The 17,794-nt window shown below is 66.8% G+C and carries 14 protein-coding genes; 11 read left to right on the top strand and 3 right to left on the bottom strand.

Features of this window, described 5'->3' with window-relative positions:
* Nucleotides 1-145 precede the first annotated feature (145 nt).
* Both edd and eda read left to right on the top strand, forming a co-directional pair.
* Nucleotides 146-1,948, top strand: coding sequence for a phosphogluconate dehydratase (gene edd / locus G4Z14_RS00590; protein WP_164622800.1), 1,803 nt, complete (start codon nucleotides 146-148; stop codon nucleotides 1,946-1,948).
* Nucleotides 1,949-2,221: 273 nt separating this feature from the next.
* The gene (gene eda, locus G4Z14_RS00585) at nucleotides 2,222-2,863 is read left to right on the top strand and encodes a bifunctional 4-hydroxy-2-oxoglutarate aldolase/2-dehydro-3-deoxy-phosphogluconate aldolase (protein ID WP_164622799.1); all 642 of its coding nucleotides are present in this window, start codon (nucleotides 2,222-2,224) and stop codon (nucleotides 2,861-2,863) included.
* Nucleotides 2,864-2,886: 23 nt separating this feature from the next.
* Here the strand turns inward: eda and G4Z14_RS00580 are convergent, their stop codons facing one another.
* Nucleotides 2,887-3,156, bottom strand: coding sequence for a hypothetical protein (locus G4Z14_RS00580; protein WP_164622798.1), 270 nt, complete (start codon nucleotides 3,154-3,156; stop codon nucleotides 2,887-2,889).
* A gap of 19 nt (nucleotides 3,157-3,175) precedes the next feature.
* On the bottom strand, nucleotides 3,176-5,947 hold the full coding sequence (locus tag G4Z14_RS00575; RefSeq protein WP_164622797.1) for a [protein-PII] uridylyltransferase family protein: 2,772 nt from the start codon (nucleotides 5,945-5,947) through the stop codon (nucleotides 3,176-3,178).
* A gap of 131 nt (nucleotides 5,948-6,078) precedes the next feature.
* On the opposite strand from G4Z14_RS00575, the gene G4Z14_RS00570 reads away from it, so the two are divergent.
* From G4Z14_RS00570 to G4Z14_RS00545, 6 genes are all read left to right on the top strand, one after another.
* On the top strand, nucleotides 6,079-6,546 hold the full coding sequence (locus G4Z14_RS00570) for a YbaK/EbsC family protein (protein ID WP_164622796.1): 468 nt from the start codon (nucleotides 6,079-6,081) through the stop codon (nucleotides 6,544-6,546).
* 160 nt (nucleotides 6,547-6,706) lie between these two features.
* Nucleotides 6,707-7,219, top strand: a complete 513-nt coding sequence (locus G4Z14_RS00565; protein WP_164622795.1) for a DUF2852 domain-containing protein — start codon at nucleotides 6,707-6,709, stop codon at nucleotides 7,217-7,219.
* Nucleotides 7,220-7,335: 116 nt separating this feature from the next.
* Nucleotides 7,336-8,172 (top strand): arginyltransferase, encoded by an 837-nt coding sequence (locus tag G4Z14_RS00560; protein ID WP_164622794.1) that lies wholly within the window; start codon nucleotides 7,336-7,338, stop codon nucleotides 8,170-8,172.
* Nucleotides 8,165-8,554 (top strand): VOC family protein, encoded by a 390-nt coding sequence (locus G4Z14_RS00555; protein WP_164622793.1) that lies wholly within the window; start codon nucleotides 8,165-8,167, stop codon nucleotides 8,552-8,554. The genes G4Z14_RS00560 and G4Z14_RS00555 overlap by 8 nt, the downstream gene beginning before the upstream one ends.
* A gap of 145 nt (nucleotides 8,555-8,699) precedes the next feature.
* On the top strand, nucleotides 8,700-9,320 hold the full coding sequence (locus tag G4Z14_RS00550) for a TRAP transporter small permease subunit (protein ID WP_164622792.1): 621 nt from the start codon (nucleotides 8,700-8,702) through the stop codon (nucleotides 9,318-9,320).
* A complete protein-coding gene (locus tag G4Z14_RS00545) occupies nucleotides 9,317-11,089 on the top strand; it encodes a TRAP transporter large permease (protein WP_164622791.1) in 1,773 nt (590 codons plus the stop codon). The genes G4Z14_RS00550 and G4Z14_RS00545 overlap by 4 nt, the downstream gene beginning before the upstream one ends.
* A gap of 472 nt (nucleotides 11,090-11,561) precedes the next feature.
* Here the strand turns inward: G4Z14_RS00545 and G4Z14_RS00540 are convergent, their stop codons facing one another.
* The gene (locus G4Z14_RS00540) at nucleotides 11,562-12,668 is read right to left on the bottom strand and encodes a TRAP transporter substrate-binding protein (protein WP_164622790.1); all 1,107 of its coding nucleotides are present in this window, start codon (nucleotides 12,666-12,668) and stop codon (nucleotides 11,562-11,564) included.
* A 666-nt stretch (nucleotides 12,669-13,334) separates the two neighbouring features.
* Between G4Z14_RS00540 and G4Z14_RS00535 the strand changes: the two genes are divergently transcribed.
* The 3 genes from G4Z14_RS00535 to G4Z14_RS00525 all read left to right on the top strand — a co-directional run bounded on the left by G4Z14_RS00535 (nucleotide 13,335) and on the right by G4Z14_RS00525 (nucleotide 17,790).
* Nucleotides 13,335-15,089, top strand: a complete 1,755-nt coding sequence (locus G4Z14_RS00535; RefSeq protein ID WP_164622789.1) for an acetolactate synthase 3 large subunit — start codon at nucleotides 13,335-13,337, stop codon at nucleotides 15,087-15,089.
* A 67-nt stretch (nucleotides 15,090-15,156) separates the two neighbouring features.
* Nucleotides 15,157-15,717, top strand: a complete 561-nt coding sequence (gene ilvN, locus G4Z14_RS00530) for an acetolactate synthase small subunit (protein ID WP_164622788.1) — start codon at nucleotides 15,157-15,159, stop codon at nucleotides 15,715-15,717.
* Between the two features lie 102 nt (nucleotides 15,718-15,819).
* Nucleotides 15,820-17,790 (top strand): heme lyase CcmF/NrfE family subunit, encoded by a 1,971-nt coding sequence (locus G4Z14_RS00525; RefSeq protein ID WP_164622787.1) that lies wholly within the window; start codon nucleotides 15,820-15,822, stop codon nucleotides 17,788-17,790.
* The last annotated feature ends 4 nt before the right edge of the window (nucleotides 17,791-17,794 follow it).

Here is a 17,794-nt window from a genome sequence, read left to right as displayed (position 1 = left end):
GACACCGCTTGAAGGAGCTGCCTGGCAAAGCGCAGCGTCTTGAACTGCCCTGTCGCAGAGTTCCACTTGTTAGCGCTAACATGATGTGCTATCCATCGGCCGTTCCGCCCAGGTTATCCGGGCGCTCCCGAAGAAGTGAGGGGCCATGCCGTTGCATCCGACCATCGCGCGCGTCACCGACCGCATCCGCACCCGCTCTGCGGCGACGCGCAGCGCCTATCTGGCGCGCATCGCCGCGGCAGGCAAAGCCGGCCCTGCGCGCGGGCATCTGACCTGCGGCAATCAGGCCCATGCCTATGCCGCCATGGGCGCGCAAAAGGCGGCGCTGGCCGAAGCGCGGCTGCCGAACATCGGCATCGTCACCGCCTACAATGACATGCTCTCGGCCCACCAGCCCTATGAGGACTACCCGCGCCTGATCCGCGCCCATGCCGCCGAGGCCGGCGCCACGGTGCAGGTCGCGGGCGGCGTTCCGGCCATGTGCGATGGCGTGACGCAGGGCCAGCCGGGGATGGAGCTGTCGCTGTTCTCGCGCGATGTCATCGCGCTGGCGGCGGGGGTGGCGCTTTGCCACAACACCTTCGACGCCGCGCTGTTCCTTGGCGTCTGCGACAAGATCGTGCCCGGCCTCATCATGGCCGCCGCGACCTTCGGCCATGTCCCGGCGGTGTTCGTTCCCGCCGGCCCGATGGTCTCGGGCATTCCGAACGACGAAAAGGCCCGGGTGCGCAACCTTTACGCCGAGGGCAAGGTGGGGCGGGCCGAGCTGATGGCGGCGGAAATGGCCAGCTACCACGGCCCGGGCACCTGCACCTTCTACGGCACAGCCAACACCAACCAGATGCTGATGGAGATCATGGGCCTGCACCTGCCCGGCGCCTCCTTCATCAACCCCGGCACCCCGCTGCGCGAGGCGCTGACCGTGCAGGCGCTGCGCCGCGCCGCCGAGATCACCGCCCTTGGCAATGACTATCGTCCGGCCGGCGAGATTCTCGACGAACGCGCCTTCGTGAACGGCATCGTCGGGCTGATGGCCACGGGCGGCTCGACCAACCTCGTGCTGCACCTGCCGGCCATGGCGCGGGCGGCCGGCGTGCTGCTGGATCTCGAGGACTTTGACGAGCTGTCGGGCGTCGTGCCGCTGATGGCCAAGGTCTATCCGAACGGTCTGGCGGACGTGAACCATTTCCACGCCGCGGGCGGCATGCAGTTCCTGATCGGCCAGCTGCTCGATGCCGGCCTTCTGCACCCCGACGCCAAGACCGTGGCGGGCGACGGGCTGGAGGCCTATCGCCAGGAACCCCGGCTGCAGGCCGGTCGCCTGGCTTGGGTCGATGGCCCGCGCCAAAGCCAGAACAACAAGATCCTGCGGCCGGCGGCAGAGCCGTTCCAGCCCACCGGCGGCCTGCGCCAGCTTTCAGGCAACCTGGGCCGCGGCGTCATCAAGGTCTCCTCCGTCGCGCCCGAGCGCCATGTGATCGAGGCCCCGGCGCGGGTCTTTCACGATCAGGACGCCGTGAAGGCGGCGTTCAAGGCAGGCGAGTTCACCTCTGACACAGTGGTCGTGCTGCGCTTCCAGGGACCGCAGGCCAATGGCATGCCGGAACTGCATTCTCTGACCCCGATGCTGACGGTGCTGCAGGACCGCGGGCTGAAGGTGGCGCTCGTCACCGATGGCCGGATGTCGGGGGCAAGCGGCAAGGTGCCCGCCGCCATCCACGTCTCGCCCGAGGCCGCCTGCGGCGGGCCGCTCGCCCGGGTGCAGGATGGCGACGTGATCCGGCTTGACGCCGTGGCCGGCACGCTGACCGTCAAGGCCGACCTCGCCGCCCGCCCCACCGTCCGCCCCGACCTGTCGGCCAATGGCCATGGCATCGGGCGCGAGCTGTTCGAAGCCTTCCGCCGCACGGTCGGCCCGGCCGAGACCGGCGCGGCCGTGGTGGTCTGATGCCCCGCCGCGCGCCCTGCCCCGGCCCGAAACCTTTCTCGCCTCCGGCGGGGATATTTTAACCAGTATGAAAGGGTTTTCCGGTCAGGATCACCTCACGGTACAGGCGGGGACGCCGATGACCGTCCAGTGTGAAAGGCCCCCTGCCTCCCCCGGTGTTCCGGCCCGAGGCAGGGGTGTCCCGACTGGCCCTTTCATACTGGCGCAAATATCCCCGCCGGAGGCTCCGACCGATTCCGCCCGCGATCCGGGCGCAGACACAGGAGCCTGCCGATGACCCCCGCCGAGCAATCGCTGAAAGCCGCCGAGATCTGCCGGATGGCCCCGGTCGTGCCCGTGATCGTGGTAGAGGATCTGGCCCATGCCGCGCCGCTTGCCCGCGCGCTGGTGGCGGGCGGGCTGCCGGCGCTGGAGGTGACGCTGCGCACGCCCTGCGCGCTGGAGGCGATCCGGGCCATGGCCGAGGTGCCGGGCGGCATGGTCGGCGCCGGCACGCTGCTGACGCCAGCCGATGTCCGGGCGGCCAAGGCGGCGGGCGCGAAGTTCGGGGTGTCTCCCGGCGCGACCGAGCGGCTGCTGGACGCCTGTGCCGAGCATGACCTGCCGCTCCTGCCGGGGGCGGCAACGGCAAGCGAGATCATGGCGCTTCTGGAACAGGGCTATACGGTACAGAAGTTCTTTCCGGCCGAACAGGCGGGCGGTGCGGCCTATCTGAAATCCATCGGCTCGCCCATTCCGCAGGTGAAATTCTGCCCGACTGGCGGCATCAGCCTGAAGAACGCCCGCGATTATCTCGGGCTTTCCAACATCCTGTGCGTCGGCGGGTCCTGGGTCTGCCCCAAGGACAAGATGGCGGCCGGCGACTGGGCCGGCATCGAGGCGCTGGCCCGCGAAGCGGCAGGTTTGCGCCCGTAGGGCGGGGGTCTACCCCACCTTGCCTACACCCCCACCCGACCGATGCGCCCGCCCCGGCGGCGCGGCGCCTGCGGCGCGACCAGAGCTTCAGTCAGCACCGAGGTCATCGGATGGCCTGCATTCTCCGGCCCGTAATGCGCGATCAGGCTGCGCAGGGCATCCGGCGTGTCGATGCTCAAGGGCACCGACAGCGCCCAGTCCATGAAGATCGACCGGCATTCGCCAAGCGTGATGCCGTCGATCCGGTAGCTTTCCCGCACCAGCCCTTTCGGATCGGCCTCTTTCAGGTCCAACGCGCGCCTCCCCATTCCCTTACCCCTGCAAATGGGCCGCGATGACCCGTTCGGCCCGGGCCGCCGCCTGTTCCAGCCGCACCGTCAGCGCCTCTGCCCCCTCTGCCCCGCATTCGCGCAGGACAAAGGCCCGACCGCCTTCGCCCAAGGCATCGGGCGAGACGGTCCGGTCGGTCAGAAGCCGTGCCGCCGAGTGCAGCCGCCAGCACAGCCTATAGGCATCCATCAGCGCCGCTTGGTCCGCTTGCGACATATTGGGTCGTTTCGCGCCAAGGCTGATCTGGCGTTCGACCTGACGGGCCGGTACGGCGGCCTGCAGGGCGAGCGTCTGGGCCAGAAGCTCGATGTCCATCAGCCGGCCGGGTCCGAACTTGGCGTCCCAGCCGCCGCTGCCCGGTTTCGCCTCGGCCAGGCGGCGGCGCATGTCGGCCACATCGGCCAGCACGTGCGCCCCCTGCCCTTTCTCGGCCAGCACTGCGCGACGGAAATCGTCCACCTCGGCGGCAAGGCCGCTGTCTCCGGCCAGCACCCGGGCGCGGGTCAGCGCCAGGTGTTCCCAGGTCCAGGCCTCGGTCTGCTGATAGCTGTGAAAGCTTTCGATCGAGGTCGCCACCGGCCCCTGCCGCCCCGAGGGGCGTAGCCGCACGTCCACCTCGTAAAGCCGGCCCTCGGCGGTTTGCGCCGACAGCGCCGTCACCATGGCCTGCGTCAGCCGCGAATAATAGGCGCGGGCCGCGAGTGGCCGGGCGCCCTCGGACATTTCCACCCCGGCGGCGTCATAGATCAGGATGAGATCAAGGTCGGAGCCGGAATTCAGCCGCCCCGCCCCGAGGCTGCCCATGCCCAGCACCACCGCGCCGCGTCCGGGCATGGCCCCGTGCCGCACCGCGAATTCGGCCGCGACCACCGGCCACAGCGCGGCAATCACCGCTTCGGCCAGATCGGCATAGCTTTTCCCCGCCTCGAAGCCGTCGATCAGCCCGCGCAGGTGATGCACGCCCACCCGGAAATGCCATTCCTTCATCCAGGCGCGGGCGGCGTCGAGCTTGCGTTCGTAATCCGGCGTCTCGGCCAGCCTGGCGGCCAGATCGCCGGTCAGGCTCGCCAGTCCCGGCCAGGGGGCGAAGAACGACCCGCCGATCACCCCGTCCAGAACCCGGGCGTTGCGCGCCAGATAGCGCGCCAGCGCCGGGGCCGTGGCGGCGATGTCGATGATGAGATCGACCAGCGAGGGATTGGCCTCGAACAGCGAGAAGATCTGCACCCCCGAGGGCAGGCCGGCCAGAAAGCCGTCCAGCGCCACCAGCGCCTCGTCGGGATTGGCGGCACGGGCCAGACGTTTCAGCAGCACCGGGCGCAGGCGGCGGAAGATGGCCTGCGCCCGGTCCGAGCGCAGGCAGGGATAGATCGACCAGCCGTCGACGATGGTGCGGGCATGGTCGGAAAGGTCGGGGCCGTCCTCCACCTCGGCGGGCGCGAAGAAGCCTTCGGTCAGCCGGTCGGTGGCCAGGAGCCGGTCGAGAAGATCGCGGCGGAACTCGGCCTCAGGCTGGCCGCAGAAGGCGGCGATGCGGGCGACGCCCTCGGCGGTTGCCGGCATGGTGTGGGTCTGCTCGTCGCGCACCATTTGCAGCCGATGCTCCACCTCGCGGTGGGCGAGGTACAGCGCCGTCAACTCGTCGGCGGCCAATTGCGACACCCAGTCCTTTGCCGCCAGCGCCTGAAGCCCGCCCAGCGTAGTGCGGTCGCGCAACGAAGGGTCGCGGCCCCCGGCAATGAGCTGGCGGGTCTGGGTGAAGAATTCGATCTCGCGGATGCCGCCCTGACCGAGCTTCATGTTATGGTCCTCGACCATCAGCCGCCCGTTCAGGCCGCGGTGTTCGCGAATGCGCAGGCGCATGTCATGGGCGTCCTGGATCGCCGCGAAATCAAGGTGCTTGCGCCAGACGAAGGGGGTGAGCGATTTCAGGAACCGGTTGCCCGCCTCCAGATCGCCGCCGCAGGGCCGGGCCTTGATATAGGCGGCGCGCTCCCATGTCCGGCCCTCGGCCTCGTAATAGCCGTAGGCGGCGGCCATCGACAGGCAGACCGGCGTGACCGAGGCATCGGGGCGCAGCCGCAGGTCGGTGCGAAAGACATAGCCGCCGGCCATGGTGTCGCTGAGAAGCGCGGTCATCTTGCGGGTGACGCGGATGAAGGCGGCGCGGGCGTCTTGCCAGTCCGCGCCGTAGCGGTCCTGATCGAACAGGCAGATCAGGTCGATGTCGGAGGAATAGTTCAGCTCGCCCGCCCCCATCTTGCCCATGGCCAGCGCGAACATGCCACCGGCGGTCATCGCATCGTCCGGCGTGGCGCCGGGCAGCTTGCCGCGGCGGATTTCTTCGGCGACCAGCCGCGTCAGGCAGAGCTGCACCGCCCGGTCGGCCAGATCGGTCAGCGCCTGCGTCACCTGCATCGTGCTCCAGACGCCGCCGAGATCAGCCAGCGCCGTGAGAAGCGCCGCCCGGCGCTTGGCCTCGCGCAGGGCGCGGCCAAGATCGTCGGTCGGGATGGCGTCCAGCCCCGCCAACAGCGCGGCAAAGGCCGTTTCGGGCGCCGCGTGCAGGGTGGGCCGCAGCCAGTCGGCCTCGCGGCTCATCAGGTCTTTCAGGTAGGGGCTGCAACCGGCGCTGGCCGCGAGCAGGCCGCGCAGCTCGGGGGCAAGGTCGGCGAACAGTCCGGCAATCTCTCCCGCAGGGACGGGATCGAAGGCAAGGGGCTGACGGGTCAGGCGCGAGGCGAAGGGCTGCATGCGGTCATTTTGCCCGCAAGCGCGGCGGGGTCAACCTCCTCGGGCGCGGGGCCCGCGCCTCGTCGGGCTTGCGCCCCGGCCGCCGATCGGCACACTCGCGCAAAAGCCAACTCGCGGAAGGCCGAGGCCCCATGTCGAAATCACTTGCCCGTGTCACGCTTGCCCTGCGTGCGGGCGGCGTTGATGCCGTGCCGCTGGAAATGCCGGGCGAGACCCGCACCGCCGAGCAGGCGGCGGCCGCCGCGGGCTGCGCGCTGGATCAGATCGTCAAGTCGATCCTGTTTCAGGGCGCGAGCGGGCGGCTGTATCTGTTCCTGACCGCCGGCGGCAATCAGGTGGACCCGGTCCGCGCCGGCGATCTGGCAGGCGAGACCCTTGGCCGCGCCGATGGCCGCACCGTGCGCGAGATCACCGGCTTTGCCATAGGCGGCGTGGCGCCCGTCGGCCATCTGACGCCCTTGCCGGTCTGGATGGACCCCAAGCTTCTGGAGTTCGCGCAGATCTGGGCCGCCGCCGGCACCCCCCGCCATATCTTTGCCATCACGCCCGAGGCGCTGCAGCGGCTGTCCGGGGCCGGAACCGCCGATTTCACCGCCTGACACACTGCAATCTCTTGCGTCTTTTCAGCGTCTTGCGGGTGCGACGCGAGGATTATGTAAAAAACATTAACATACCCTCTTGATTGCGGGCGCCTCCAGGTCCATCTTGGCGATGTGAAGCGCCTTCACATGCAACCCGAACCCGAAAAGGCCCCTGCCCATGACCTCCGCTTCCCCTTCCGCCGCCCCTGCCGCCGCGTTTGGCGGACGGCCCAATATCCTGCGCCGTGCCGAGGCCTGGCTTGACAGCAAGGGCCGCAAGGCCTGGATCGCCGCCATGGTGGTGAGCTTTGTCTTGTTCTGGCCGCTGGGCCTTGCCTTCGTCATCTACATCACCGCAACCAATCGCTGGAGTTCTGACACCATGTTCGGATGTGCCGCCCGCCGCCACCGCCACGGCTCTCACCATGACCGCTACGCCGCCTTCCGCGCGGCCCAGCCTTCGGGCAATTCGGCCTTCGACAGCTACAAGTCGGAAATGCTGAAGCGTCTGGAGACGGAGCAGACCGCCTTCGAGGCCTTCCTGCAGCGCCTGCGCGCCGCCAAGGACAAATCGGAGTTCGACGCCTTCATGGAAGATCGCGCCCGGGAAAACCGCGCCACCGATGCCGCCCGCGACGAAACGGCGCCCGAGGCCCCGAAGGCCGACCTGCCCCGCGCCGGCGAATACTGAGCGCGCCGCACGGCCCGCCCCCGCCCTTGCCGGCGGGGGTTTTCCATTTTGGAAACTTTCCCTTGGCGTGGGGCCTGCGCCTTGCTAACCTTTGGGCCGATCAAGGCCTTTCTCCCATGCGTCATACCCTTCCCATCGCGCCGCAGTTCTATGTGACGGCTCCGCAGCCCTGCCCCTACCTCGAGGGGCGGATGGAAAGGAAACTGTTTACCGCCCTGCAGGGCGATCAGGCGCAGCGCCTGAATGACGCGCTGTCGAAACAGGGCTTTCGCCGCAGCCAGAACGTGCTGTACCGCCCCACCTGCGCAGAATGTTCAGGCTGCCTTTCGGCCCGCATCCGGGTGGCCGATTTCGTGCCAAGCCGCACCCAGCGCCGGGTCCAGAAGGCCACGGCCCACCTGCGCCGCAATGCCACCAGCCCCTGGGCGACAGAGGACCAGTTCACGCTGTTTCGCCGCTACCTCGATGCCCGCCATGCCGACGGTGGCATGGCCGACATGGATGTGTTCGAGTTTGCCGCCATGATCGAGGAAACTCCGATCAAGACCCGGGTGATCGAATATACCCGTCCCGCCGGCCCCGGCGAAAAGGGCCGGCCGCTGGCCGCCGTCTCGCTGACCGACGTGTTCGACGACGGGCTGAGCATGGTCTACAGCTTTTACGACCCCGACCTTGCCGATCTCAGCCTTGGCACCTTCGCCATCCTCGACCATATCGAGATCGCCCGCGAGGCCGGTCTGCCCTATGTCTATCTTGGCTACTGGGTGCCGGGCAGCCGCAAGATGGGCTACAAGGCCGGGTTCGCCGCGCTGGAAATCTACAAGGGTGGCGAGTGGCAGCCGATGCGCGATCCGGCCGATCATCGCGCCGAGCTGCACCCGCTCTCCGTCGACCCGATCGCCGAGCAGGTTGCCCGCATCGCCCTGCCCGAAGCGCGGCTGATCCGTGACTGAGCCACGCGGCCTTTACGCCCTGTCGCTGATCGTTCCCGACTATGACGAGGCCATCGGATTTTTCTGCACCGGCCTTGGCTGGACGCTGTGCGAGGACATCCCGCAGGGTCACAAACGCTGGGTCACAGTGGCCCCTGCCGGCTCTGGCGCAAGGCTGGTGCTGGCCCGCGCCGAGGCGGCCGGCCAACGCGCCGCCATCGGCGCGCAGGGCGCAGGCCGGGTCTGGCTGTTCCTCGCAACCGACGATTTCGCCCGCGATGCCGCGCGCATCACCGCCGCCGGGGGTCACTTCGAAGAACCACCGCGCGACGAGCCCTATGGCCGCGTCGCCGTCTGGCGCGACCCGTGGGGAAATCGCTGGGACCTGATCCAGCACCGCTGATCCGCCATTGCGCCGGGCTGGCGCGGTGCAAAATTTAGCAATTGACCGGTCGGCCCTTTCCGCCATAATTGGATAAGTTTTCTTACCACTTTCCACAAAGTGCCAAAATCAAGAACACAAGAACACCACAGGGGAGGAGATACGCATGCAAGGAGCCCTCGGGCTGTCGCGCGCCATTGACCGGCTGAGCGAAGCCATAGGCAAATCGGTGATGTGGCTCATTCTGCTGGCTATCATCATCAGCGCCATCAATGCCGTGGTGCGCAAACTGTTCAACACCTCGTCGAACGCCTGGCTTGAGGCGCAATGGTATCTCTTCGGCGCAGCCTTCCTGCTGGCCTCGGCCATGACGCTGAAGCAGAACGAACATATCCGCATCGACATCGTCTATGGCATGTTCTCGCGCCGCAGGCAGCACTGGATCGACCTGTTCGGCCATGTGGTCTTTCTGTTGCCCTTTGCCGTGCTGATGGCCTGGATGCTGGTGCCCTATGCCTGGCAGGCCTGGCAGATCGGGCAGATTTCCACCAATGCCGGCGGGCTCATCATCTGGCCGGCCCGCGCGCTGCTGGCGGCGGGTTTCATCCTTCTGGTGGCGCAGGCGATATCCGAGATCATCAAGAAAGTCGCCGTGATGCGCGGGCTGATCGAAGACCCGCATCCCTTCGTCTCGGCCCATGCGGCGGCCGAGCAGGAGGGCGCAGCGCTGGCAGCCGAAGTGGCGCGACTGGCCGAGGAAGACACCGGCGCGGAGGAGCGCAAATGATCGAGTTCATCGCCATCAACATGGCTCCGATCATGTTCGCGAGCCTGGTGCTGTTTCTGCTGCTGGGATATCCGGTCGCCTTTTCGCTGGCGGCCAACGGTCTGGTGTTCTTCGCCATCGGCGTCTGGCTGGCGCCCTATTCGGAAAACTCCATCACGCTTGACTGGCCGCTTCTCTTTACCATGCCCCAGCGATTGTGGGGGGTGATGTCGAACGAGACGCTTCTTGCCATTCCCTTCTTCACCTTCATGGGGATCGTGCTGGAACGCTCGGGCATGGCCGAGGATCTGCTGGACACCGTGGGCCAGCTGTTCGGCCCGATCCGGGGCGGGCTGGCCTATGCCGTCATCATCGTCGGCGCACTGCTGGCGGCGACGACGGGGGTGGTGGCAGCCTCGGTCATCGCCATGGGGCTGATCTCGCTGCCGATCATGCTGCGCTATGGCTATGACCGGCGGGTGGCGACGGGGGTGATCGCGGCCTCTGGCACACTGGCGCAGATCATCCCGCCGAGCCTTGTGCTGATCGTGCTGGCCGACCAGCTCGGCCGGTCGGTCGGCGACATGTACAAGGGCGCGATGCTGCCCGGTCTGGTGCTGACCGGCTTTTACATGATCTATGTCTTCATCGTCTCGGTAGTCCGCCCGTCCTGGGTTCCGGCCCTGCCCAAGGAGGCGCGCACGCTGGGCAATGGGGTCTTGTCGCTGCTGGTGGCAATCCTGGTCGTGGTCGCCCTCGCCTATGGGCTGCACCCCTACCTGACTGCGCATTTCGGTGAAAATGCCGACATGATGGGGGTGACGGCGGGCATCAGCGCTATCTATCTCTATGCGATCGTTGACAAATCCACCGGGATGAACCTGATGAGCCGTCTGGCGCAACAGGTCATCATGGTGCTGATCCCGCCGCTGGCGCTGATCTTTCTGGTGCTTGGCACCATCTTCCTTGGCATCGCCACGCCCACCGAGGGCGGCGCGATGGGGGCGGTCGGCTCGCTTCTGCTGGCAGGGCTGAAGGGGCGGCTCAATCTGGGCGTGATCCGGCAGGCGCTGGAATCGACCACCCGGCTGTCGGCCTTCGTCATGTTCATCCTGATCGGCGCGCGAGTGTTCTCGCTGACCTTCTACGGGGTGAACGGCCATGTCTGGGTGGAACACCTGCTGGTGGGCCTGCCGGGGGGCGCGACGGGCTTCCTGATCTTCGTCTCGATCCTGGTGTTCCTCTTGGCCTTCTTCCTCGACTTCTTCGAGCTGGCCTTCATCATCGTGCCCTTGCTGGTGGCGCCGGCGATGGCGCTGGGGATCGACCTGATCTGGTTCGGGGTGATCCTTGGGGTCAACATGCAGACCTCGTTCATGCACCCGCCCTTCGGCTTCTCGCTGTTCTACCTGCGCTCCGTGGCGCCGAAAGGGGCCTATACCGACAAGGTGACGGGCAGGCAGATCGCCGGGGTGACGACCGGGCAGATCTACTATGGCGCCATTCCCTTTGTCGTCATTCAAGTGGTGATGATCGGCGTGGTGATCGCCTTCCCGCAGCTGGTGATGCATTACAAGGGACCGGTGGTGGATGCTTCGGCAGTGGAAATCACCGTGCCGACGCTGAACACGTTGAACCCGGGCGGCGCCCCGATCCTTGGCGCACCGCAATTGGGAGTGCCGCAACTGGGGGCACCGCAACTCGGGGCACCGCAACTGGGGGCCCCGGCAATTCCGGGGGCGCCCAAGCTGGGGGCGCCGCAACTGGGGGCACCGGAGGTCAACCCGTAAGCCCCCCCCTCTCCCTCCGCCACAGGGGGGAGGGAAGCTCGCAATCACGAAAGGCCCCGAGGTTCCCCCCGGGGCCTTTTGCATGGCGCGCGTCACCTCGCCGGACGCGCCGGCGCCTCCCCTCCCCCTCGTGGGGAGGGGCCGGGGGTGGGGGGCTACCCGCGCCGCCCCCCGAAAGCTCCCAGGCTTCCCCGCCCCCCCCCGCATGGCGCGCGTCACCTCGCCGGACGCGCCGACACCTCCCCTCCCCCTCGTGGGGAGGGGTCGGGGGTGGGGGCCAACCCGCGCCGCACCCAGAAAGTCCCGAGGCTTCGCCCCCCCCGCATGGCGCGCGTCACCTCGCCGGACGCGCCGACACCTCCCCTCCCCCTCGTGGGGAGGGGTCGGGGGGTGGGGGGCAACCCGCGCCAGCCGGCAAACGCAAAAGGCCCCGAGGTTTCCCCCGGAGCCTTTTCCTTTTACCTTGAAAGCCTTACAGCTTGGCAGCCTGCTGTTGCACCATCATGAAGGTGTCATAGTTGTATTCGGCAATCTGCGCCCAGAGATAGGCGTCGCGCTTGAAGGCGTCCTGGCTGTCCTTGATCTTCTTGAACGCCGGGTTGGCGGCCGAAATCTCGGCATAGGTCGCCTGTGCCGCGTCAAACGCCGCCGACAGCACGTCCTGCGGGAAGGGACGCAGCTGCGCGCCACCAGCCACCAGCGTTTTCAGCGCGGTCGGGTTCTTCTGGTCATAAGAGGCCATCATGTTGCCATTGGCGGCCTCGGTCGCGGCGCGGATCACGGCCTGATAGGCGGGCGGCAATTCGTTCCACTTGTCAAGGTTGACCATCGTGGCCAGCGTCGGGCCACCTTCCCACCAGCCGGGGTAATAGTAATAGGGCGCGACCTTGTAGAAGCCGAGCTTCTCGTCGTCATAGGGACCGACCCATTCGGCGGCGTCGATGGTGCCTTTTTCCAGGCTGGGATAGATGTCGCCGCCCGCGATCTGCTGCGGCACGATGCCGATCTTTTCGGCCACCTTGCCGGCAAAGCCGCCGATGCGCATCTTCAGGCCCTGCAGGTCAGCCAGAGAGTTGATCTCCTTGCGATACCAGCCGCCCATCTGCACCCCGGTATTGCCGCAGGGCAGGTAATGCAGGTTCTGGGTGTGGAAGAATTCGTTCAGCAGGTCGATGCCGCCGCCGTAATACAGCCAGGCGTTCATCTGGCGCACGTTCAGGCCAAAGGGCGTGGCGCAACCCAAGGCATAGGTCGGGTCTTTGCCCCAGAAATAGTAAGAAGCGGTATGGCAGGCCTCGACCGTGCCGGCCGAAACCGCATCGGCGGCTTCAAGGCCGGGAACCAGTTCGCCCGCCGGGAAGACCTGCAGGGTGAAATTGCCGTCGGTGGCTTCCGAGACATGTTTCGACATGGTCTCGGCGGCGCCGAAGATGGTGTCCAGGGCCTTGGGGAAGGACGAGGTCACGCGCCAGGTGATCTTGGGCGCGGCCTGGGCGATGGCCGGGGCCGCAAGCGCTGCTGCGCCGGCAGCGGCGACACCGCCAACGGTGGCCTTGGTCAGAAAGGAACGACGATCCATTAGTAGCTTTTCCTCCGCTCATGGCCCCGTGAACCGGGGCCGTTGTCAGTGCGGAAAGCCTATCGGGCGAATGCGGGGTTGAGAACCTCTTTCTTCGCGGATCGGCGGATTTTGGTCATTTTTCCTTACCAGAAGTGACCTCGCGCCGCGGCTGCCCGAAAAACCGGCAGGACGGGCCAAGGTGACGTTGCGTCACTCTGGCCACGACCCGGCAGCGCCGCTGCTGCGCGGGTGCCAGCGCAGGGCAAGGCCCGGCCCCTGCCCCGCCGACGCACACCGTCCCGCGGACCGCCTGCGTGGCCCGGCGGTGTTCTGGTCCGGGCCAAAGCCGACTCAGGACGGCATGAGCCCGCCGCGGTGGCGCGGAATTTGCGAAAGTTGCGCAAAGGCCAGCGCCACCCGCAAGAAAACTTCAATTTTCCCACATCCAGCGACATTTTCAGCGTCGATTTGCGGTTGACGCCTCCTGCCCCGCACCATAAGGTCCGGCCCGAAGGCAAAGGGGGCGGCAATGCGCGCACTAGTCGTAATTCTGGAGACATGGCGCATGGGTCGGTAACGACAGTCCATAACGGCTCCCATGCGCCCCCGGATCACCCCCCGGGGGCTTTTTGTTGAGAACGGCGCCCGATGATAGAAGCGAGGGCGCAAGATGAGGAAAGACCGATGACCAAGGCGATGACCGGCGCGAGGATGGTGGTTCAGGCCCTGAAGGATCAGGGCGTGGATGTCGTCTTCGGCTATCCGGGCGGCGCGGTGCTGCCGATCTATGACGAGATCTTCCAGCAAAACGACATCCGGCACGTTCTGGTGCGCCACGAACAGGGCGCCATCCACATGGCCGAGGGCTATGCCCGCTCGACCGGCAAGGTCGGCGTGGCGCTGGTGACCTCTGGCCCCGGCGCGACCAATGCCGTCACCGGGCTGACCGATGCGCTGCTGGATTCCATTCCGATCGTCGTGCTGTCGGGTCAGGTTCCGACCTTCATGATCGGCACCGATGGCTTTCAGGAGGCCGACACGGTGGGCATCACCCGGCCCTGCACCAAGCACAACTGGCTGGTGAAGGACACCGCCCGGCTGTCGGAAGTGATTCATCAGGCCTTCCACGTCGCCAAGTCGGGCCGCCCCGGCCCGGTGCTGGTCGACATTCCGAAGGATGTGCAGTTCGCCACCGCGGAGTATACCCCGGCGCCGAAGGCCCGCGTGGACCATTACCAGCCGCGGGTGAAGGGCGACATCGAGGCCATCACCCGCATGGTCGAGATGCTGGAAACCGCCGAGCGGCCGCTGTTCTACACCGGCGGCGGCGTCATCAATTCGGGCGTGGCGGCCAGCCAGCTCCTGCGCGAATTCGTCGAGGCCACGGGCTTTCCGATCACCTCGACGCTGATGGGCCTTGGCGCCTATCCGGCGAGCGGCGACAAATGGATCGGCATGCTGGGGATGCACGGGCTTTACGAGGCCAACCTTGCCATGCACGACTGCGACCTGATGCTGAACATCGGCGCGCGCTTTGACGACCGCATCACCGGGCGCATCGCCGATTTCAGCCCGCGCTCGAAGAAGGTGCATGTCGACATCGACCCCTCCTCGATCAACAAGGTGATCCGCGTCGATCTGGGCATCGTCGGCGATGTCGGCCATGTGCTGGAAGACGCGCTGCGGATCTGGAAGGCGCGCGGCCGCAAGGTGAACAAGGACGGTCTGGCGAAGTGGTGGAAGCAGATCAACGAATGGCGGGCGGTGAAATGCCTGTCCTACAAGCCCTCGGACAAGACCATCAAGCCGCAATACGCGCTGGAGCGGCTTGAGGCGCTGACCAAGGGCATGGACCGCTACATCACCACCGAGGTTGGCCAGCACCAGATGTGGGCGGCGCAGTTCCTCGGCTTTGACGCGCCGAACCGCTGGATGACCTCGGGCGGGCTTGGCACCATGGGCTATGGCCTGCCGGCCTCGATCGGGGTGCAGATCGCCCATCCGGACGCACTGGTCATCAACGTCGCCGGCGAGGCGTCGTGGCTGATGAACATGCAGGAAATGGGCACCGCGATGCAGTTCCGCGCACCGGTCAAGCAGTTCATCCTGAACAACGAACGGCTTGGCATGGTGCGGCAGTGGCAGGAACTGCTGCATGGCGAGCGCTATTCCTCGTCCTGGTCCGAAAGCCTGCCCGATTTCGTGAAACTGGCCGAGGCCTTCGGCTGCAAGGGCATCAAATGCGCCGACCCCAAGGATCTCGACGACGCCATTCTGGAGATGCTGCGCTATGACGGCCCGGTGATCTTCGACTGCCTTGTCGAGAAGCACGAGAACTGCTTCCCGATGATCCCGTCGGGCAAGCCGCATAACGAGATGCTTCTGGGCAATGCCGAGACGCAAGGCGTCATCAAGGCCGCAGGCGCGGTGCTGGTGTAATCAGGCGGAGCGGGGGCCAGCCCCCGCGCCCCCGGGATATTTATGAACAGATGAAAGAGGACCAAAGATGTCCGCACTGAACATCAAGAAGGGCGCGACCAGCCATTCCGCCTATGACCTGCGCGATCCGCATTCCGAGGCGGTGGAAAGCCATACGCTGGCGGTGATCGTCGAGAACGAGCCGGGCGTGCTGGCCCGCGTGATCGGGCTGTTTTCGGCCCGCGGCTACAACATCGACAGCCTGACCGTGGCCGAGGTGGACCATACCGGGCACCGCTCGCGCATCACCATTGTGACGAGCGGCACGCCGGCGGTGATCGACCAGGTCGAGGCGCAGCTTGGCCGCATGGTCTCGGTCTATGACGTGCATGACCTGACCGCCGAGGGGCCCTGCGTGCAGCGCGAACTGGCGCTGTTCAAGGTCGCCGGCAAGGGCGAACACCGCATCGAGGCCTTGCGGCTGGCCGAGATCTTCCGGGCGCATGTGGTCGACAGCACGCTGGAAAGCTTTGTCTTCGAGATGACCGGCACGCCGGAAAAGATCGACAGCTTTGCCGAGCTGATGCGCCCCCTGGGCCTGCGCGAACTGGCGCGGACCGGGGTGGCGGCGCTGTCGCGCGGGGTCTGAGCCCGGCTGACAAGGCTGTGACATATCGGCCAAGGGGCGCGACGGGGCATTCCCGCCGCGCCCCTTTCGCTTTAGGATGGCGCGCGAAACTGGAGACCGCCGATGATCGTCGAACTTGGCCATTTTGCCCTGATCCTGGCCTTTGCCGTGGCGCTGGTGCAGGCAACCCTGCCGCTTTACGGCGCGGCACAGCGCGATGCCCGGCTGATGGCGCTGGCCGAGCCGGCGGCGCTGGTGCAGCTCATCCTGATTGCGGCGGCCTTCGGGGCCTTGACCTATGCCTTTGTGGTGTCGGACTTTTCGCTGCGGCTGGTCACGCTGAATTCGCATACCGACAAGCCGATGCTCTACAAGGTGGCGGGGGTCTGGGGCAACCATGAGGGCAGCCTCTTGCTCTGGGTCCTGTCACTTGCGCTGTTCGGGGCCTGTGCGGTCTGGTTCGGCGGCAATCTGCCGGCGACGCTGAAGGCGCGGGTGCTGGCGGTGCAGGGCCTGATCGGCGCGGCCTTTCTGGCCTTCCTGCTCTTCACCTCGAACCCGTTCCTGCGGCTGGCCAACCCGCCGATGAACGGCGACGACCTGAACCCCTTGCTGCAGGACCCCGGCCTCGCCTTCCACCCGCCCTTCCTCTATCTCGGCTATGTCGGGCTTTCGATGAGCTTTTCCTTCGCCGTCGCCGCCCTGATCGAGGGCCGGATCGACGCGGCCTGGGCGCGCTGGGTCAGGCCCTGGACGCTGGCGGCCTGGATCTTCCTGACCATCGGCATCGCGCTTGGCTCATGGTGGGCCTATTATGAACTCGGCTGGGGCGGGTTCTGGTTCTGGGATCCGGTGGAAAACGCTTCGTTCATGCCCTGGCTGATTGCGGCGGCGCTGTTGCATTCCGCCATCGTGGTGGAAAAGCGCGAGAGCCTGAAGGCCTGGACCATTCTCCTGGCCATCATCGCCTTCGGCTTCTCGCTGACCGGCACCTTCATCGTGCGCTCGGGCGTCATCACCTCGGTGCATTCCTTTGCCAATGATCCCGAGCGCGGGGTGTTCATCCTAATGATCCTTGCAGTCTTCATGGGCGGGGCGCTGACGCTGTTTGCCTTCCGCGCCGGGGCCTTGGAGGCGAAGGGGATGTTTTCCACCATCAGCCGCGAAAGCGCGCTTCTGGCCAATAACGTGCTGCTGGCGGTGGCCTCTTTCGTGGTGTTCATCGGCACGATCTGGCCGCTGGTGGCCGAAATGCTCTGGGCGCAGAAGCTGTCGGTGGGCGAGCCGTTCTTCAACGCCGCCTTCACGCCCTTCATGGTGCTGCTGGCGCTGATCCTGCCCGTCGGCGCCCTGATGCCCTGGAAGCGGGCCGAGATCGGCAAGGCCATGCGCCCGCTGCGCGGAGCGCTGGCGCTGGCGCTGGCGCTGGGGCTTTTGGCTTTTGCGCTACAAACCGGCAGGTCGGCGCTTGGCCCGGTCGGGCTGGCACTGGGGGCCTGGGTGGTTCTGGGGGCACTCATCGACCTGTGGAACCGGGCCGGCCGGGGCGGTCTGGCGGATAAATTCGCCCGCCTTGGCCGTCTGGGCCGGGCCGACTGGGGCAAGGCCACGGCGCATTCCGGCCTTGGCGTCACGATCTTTGCCGTCGCCGCCATGCATGCCTGGGCCATCGAGGACATCCGCGTGGTCAATGTGGGCGAGACCTTCGCCGTCGGCCGCTATGAGGTGCTGCTGAAAGACGCGACCGAGGTGCAGGGGCCGAACTACACCTCGACCATGGCCGAGATGGTGGTCAGCCGCGCCGGGGCCGAAGTGGTGACGCTGTTCCCCGAAAAGCGCGTCTACCCGGTGCAGGCGATGCCGACGACCGAGGCCGCCATCGACTATGGCTTTGCCCGCGACCTCTATCTGGTGATCGGCGATGCGCAGGACAGCGGCGGCTATGCCGTGCGCGCCTATGTCAAACCCTTTGCCAACTGGCTTTGGGGGGGCGCGCTCATGATGGCCTTTGGCGGGATGCTGAGCCTGACCGACCGCCGCTATCGCCTTGCTGCCGGCGCCCGCCGCGCGCCCGCCGCGCAACCGGCGGAGTAGACCG

The sequence above is a fragment of the Tabrizicola oligotrophica genome (assembly GCF_011008935.1).
Taxonomy (GTDB): Bacteria; Pseudomonadota; Alphaproteobacteria; order Rhodobacterales; family Rhodobacteraceae; genus Tabrizicola_A; species Tabrizicola_A oligotrophica.
This window is presented reverse-complemented; position numbering and strand designations above follow the sequence as displayed.

Coding starts and splice junctions, on each gene's coding strand:
- edd (WP_164622800.1), top strand. CDS start 146: ATGCCGTTGCATCCGACCATCGCGCGCGTCACCGACCGCATCCGCACC.
- eda (WP_164622799.1), top strand. CDS start 2,222: ATGACCCCCGCCGAGCAATCGCTGAAAGCCGCCGAGATCTGCCGGATG.
- G4Z14_RS00575 (WP_164622797.1), bottom strand. CDS start 5,947: ATGCAGCCCTTCGCCTCGCGCCTGACCCGTCAGCCCCTTGCCTTCGAT.
- G4Z14_RS00570 (WP_164622796.1), top strand. CDS start 6,079: ATGTCGAAATCACTTGCCCGTGTCACGCTTGCCCTGCGTGCGGGCGGC.
- G4Z14_RS00565 (WP_164622795.1), top strand. CDS start 6,707: ATGACCTCCGCTTCCCCTTCCGCCGCCCCTGCCGCCGCGTTTGGCGGA.
- G4Z14_RS00560 (WP_164622794.1), top strand. CDS start 7,336: ATGCGTCATACCCTTCCCATCGCGCCGCAGTTCTATGTGACGGCTCCG.
- G4Z14_RS00550 (WP_164622792.1), top strand. CDS start 8,700: ATGCAAGGAGCCCTCGGGCTGTCGCGCGCCATTGACCGGCTGAGCGAA.
- G4Z14_RS00545 (WP_164622791.1), top strand. CDS start 9,317: ATGATCGAGTTCATCGCCATCAACATGGCTCCGATCATGTTCGCGAGC.
- G4Z14_RS00540 (WP_164622790.1), bottom strand. CDS start 12,668: ATGGATCGTCGTTCCTTTCTGACCAAGGCCACCGTTGGCGGTGTCGCC.
- G4Z14_RS00535 (WP_164622789.1), top strand. CDS start 13,335: ATGACCAAGGCGATGACCGGCGCGAGGATGGTGGTTCAGGCCCTGAAG.
- ilvN (WP_164622788.1), top strand. CDS start 15,157: ATGTCCGCACTGAACATCAAGAAGGGCGCGACCAGCCATTCCGCCTAT.
- G4Z14_RS00525 (WP_164622787.1), top strand. CDS start 15,820: ATGATCGTCGAACTTGGCCATTTTGCCCTGATCCTGGCCTTTGCCGTG.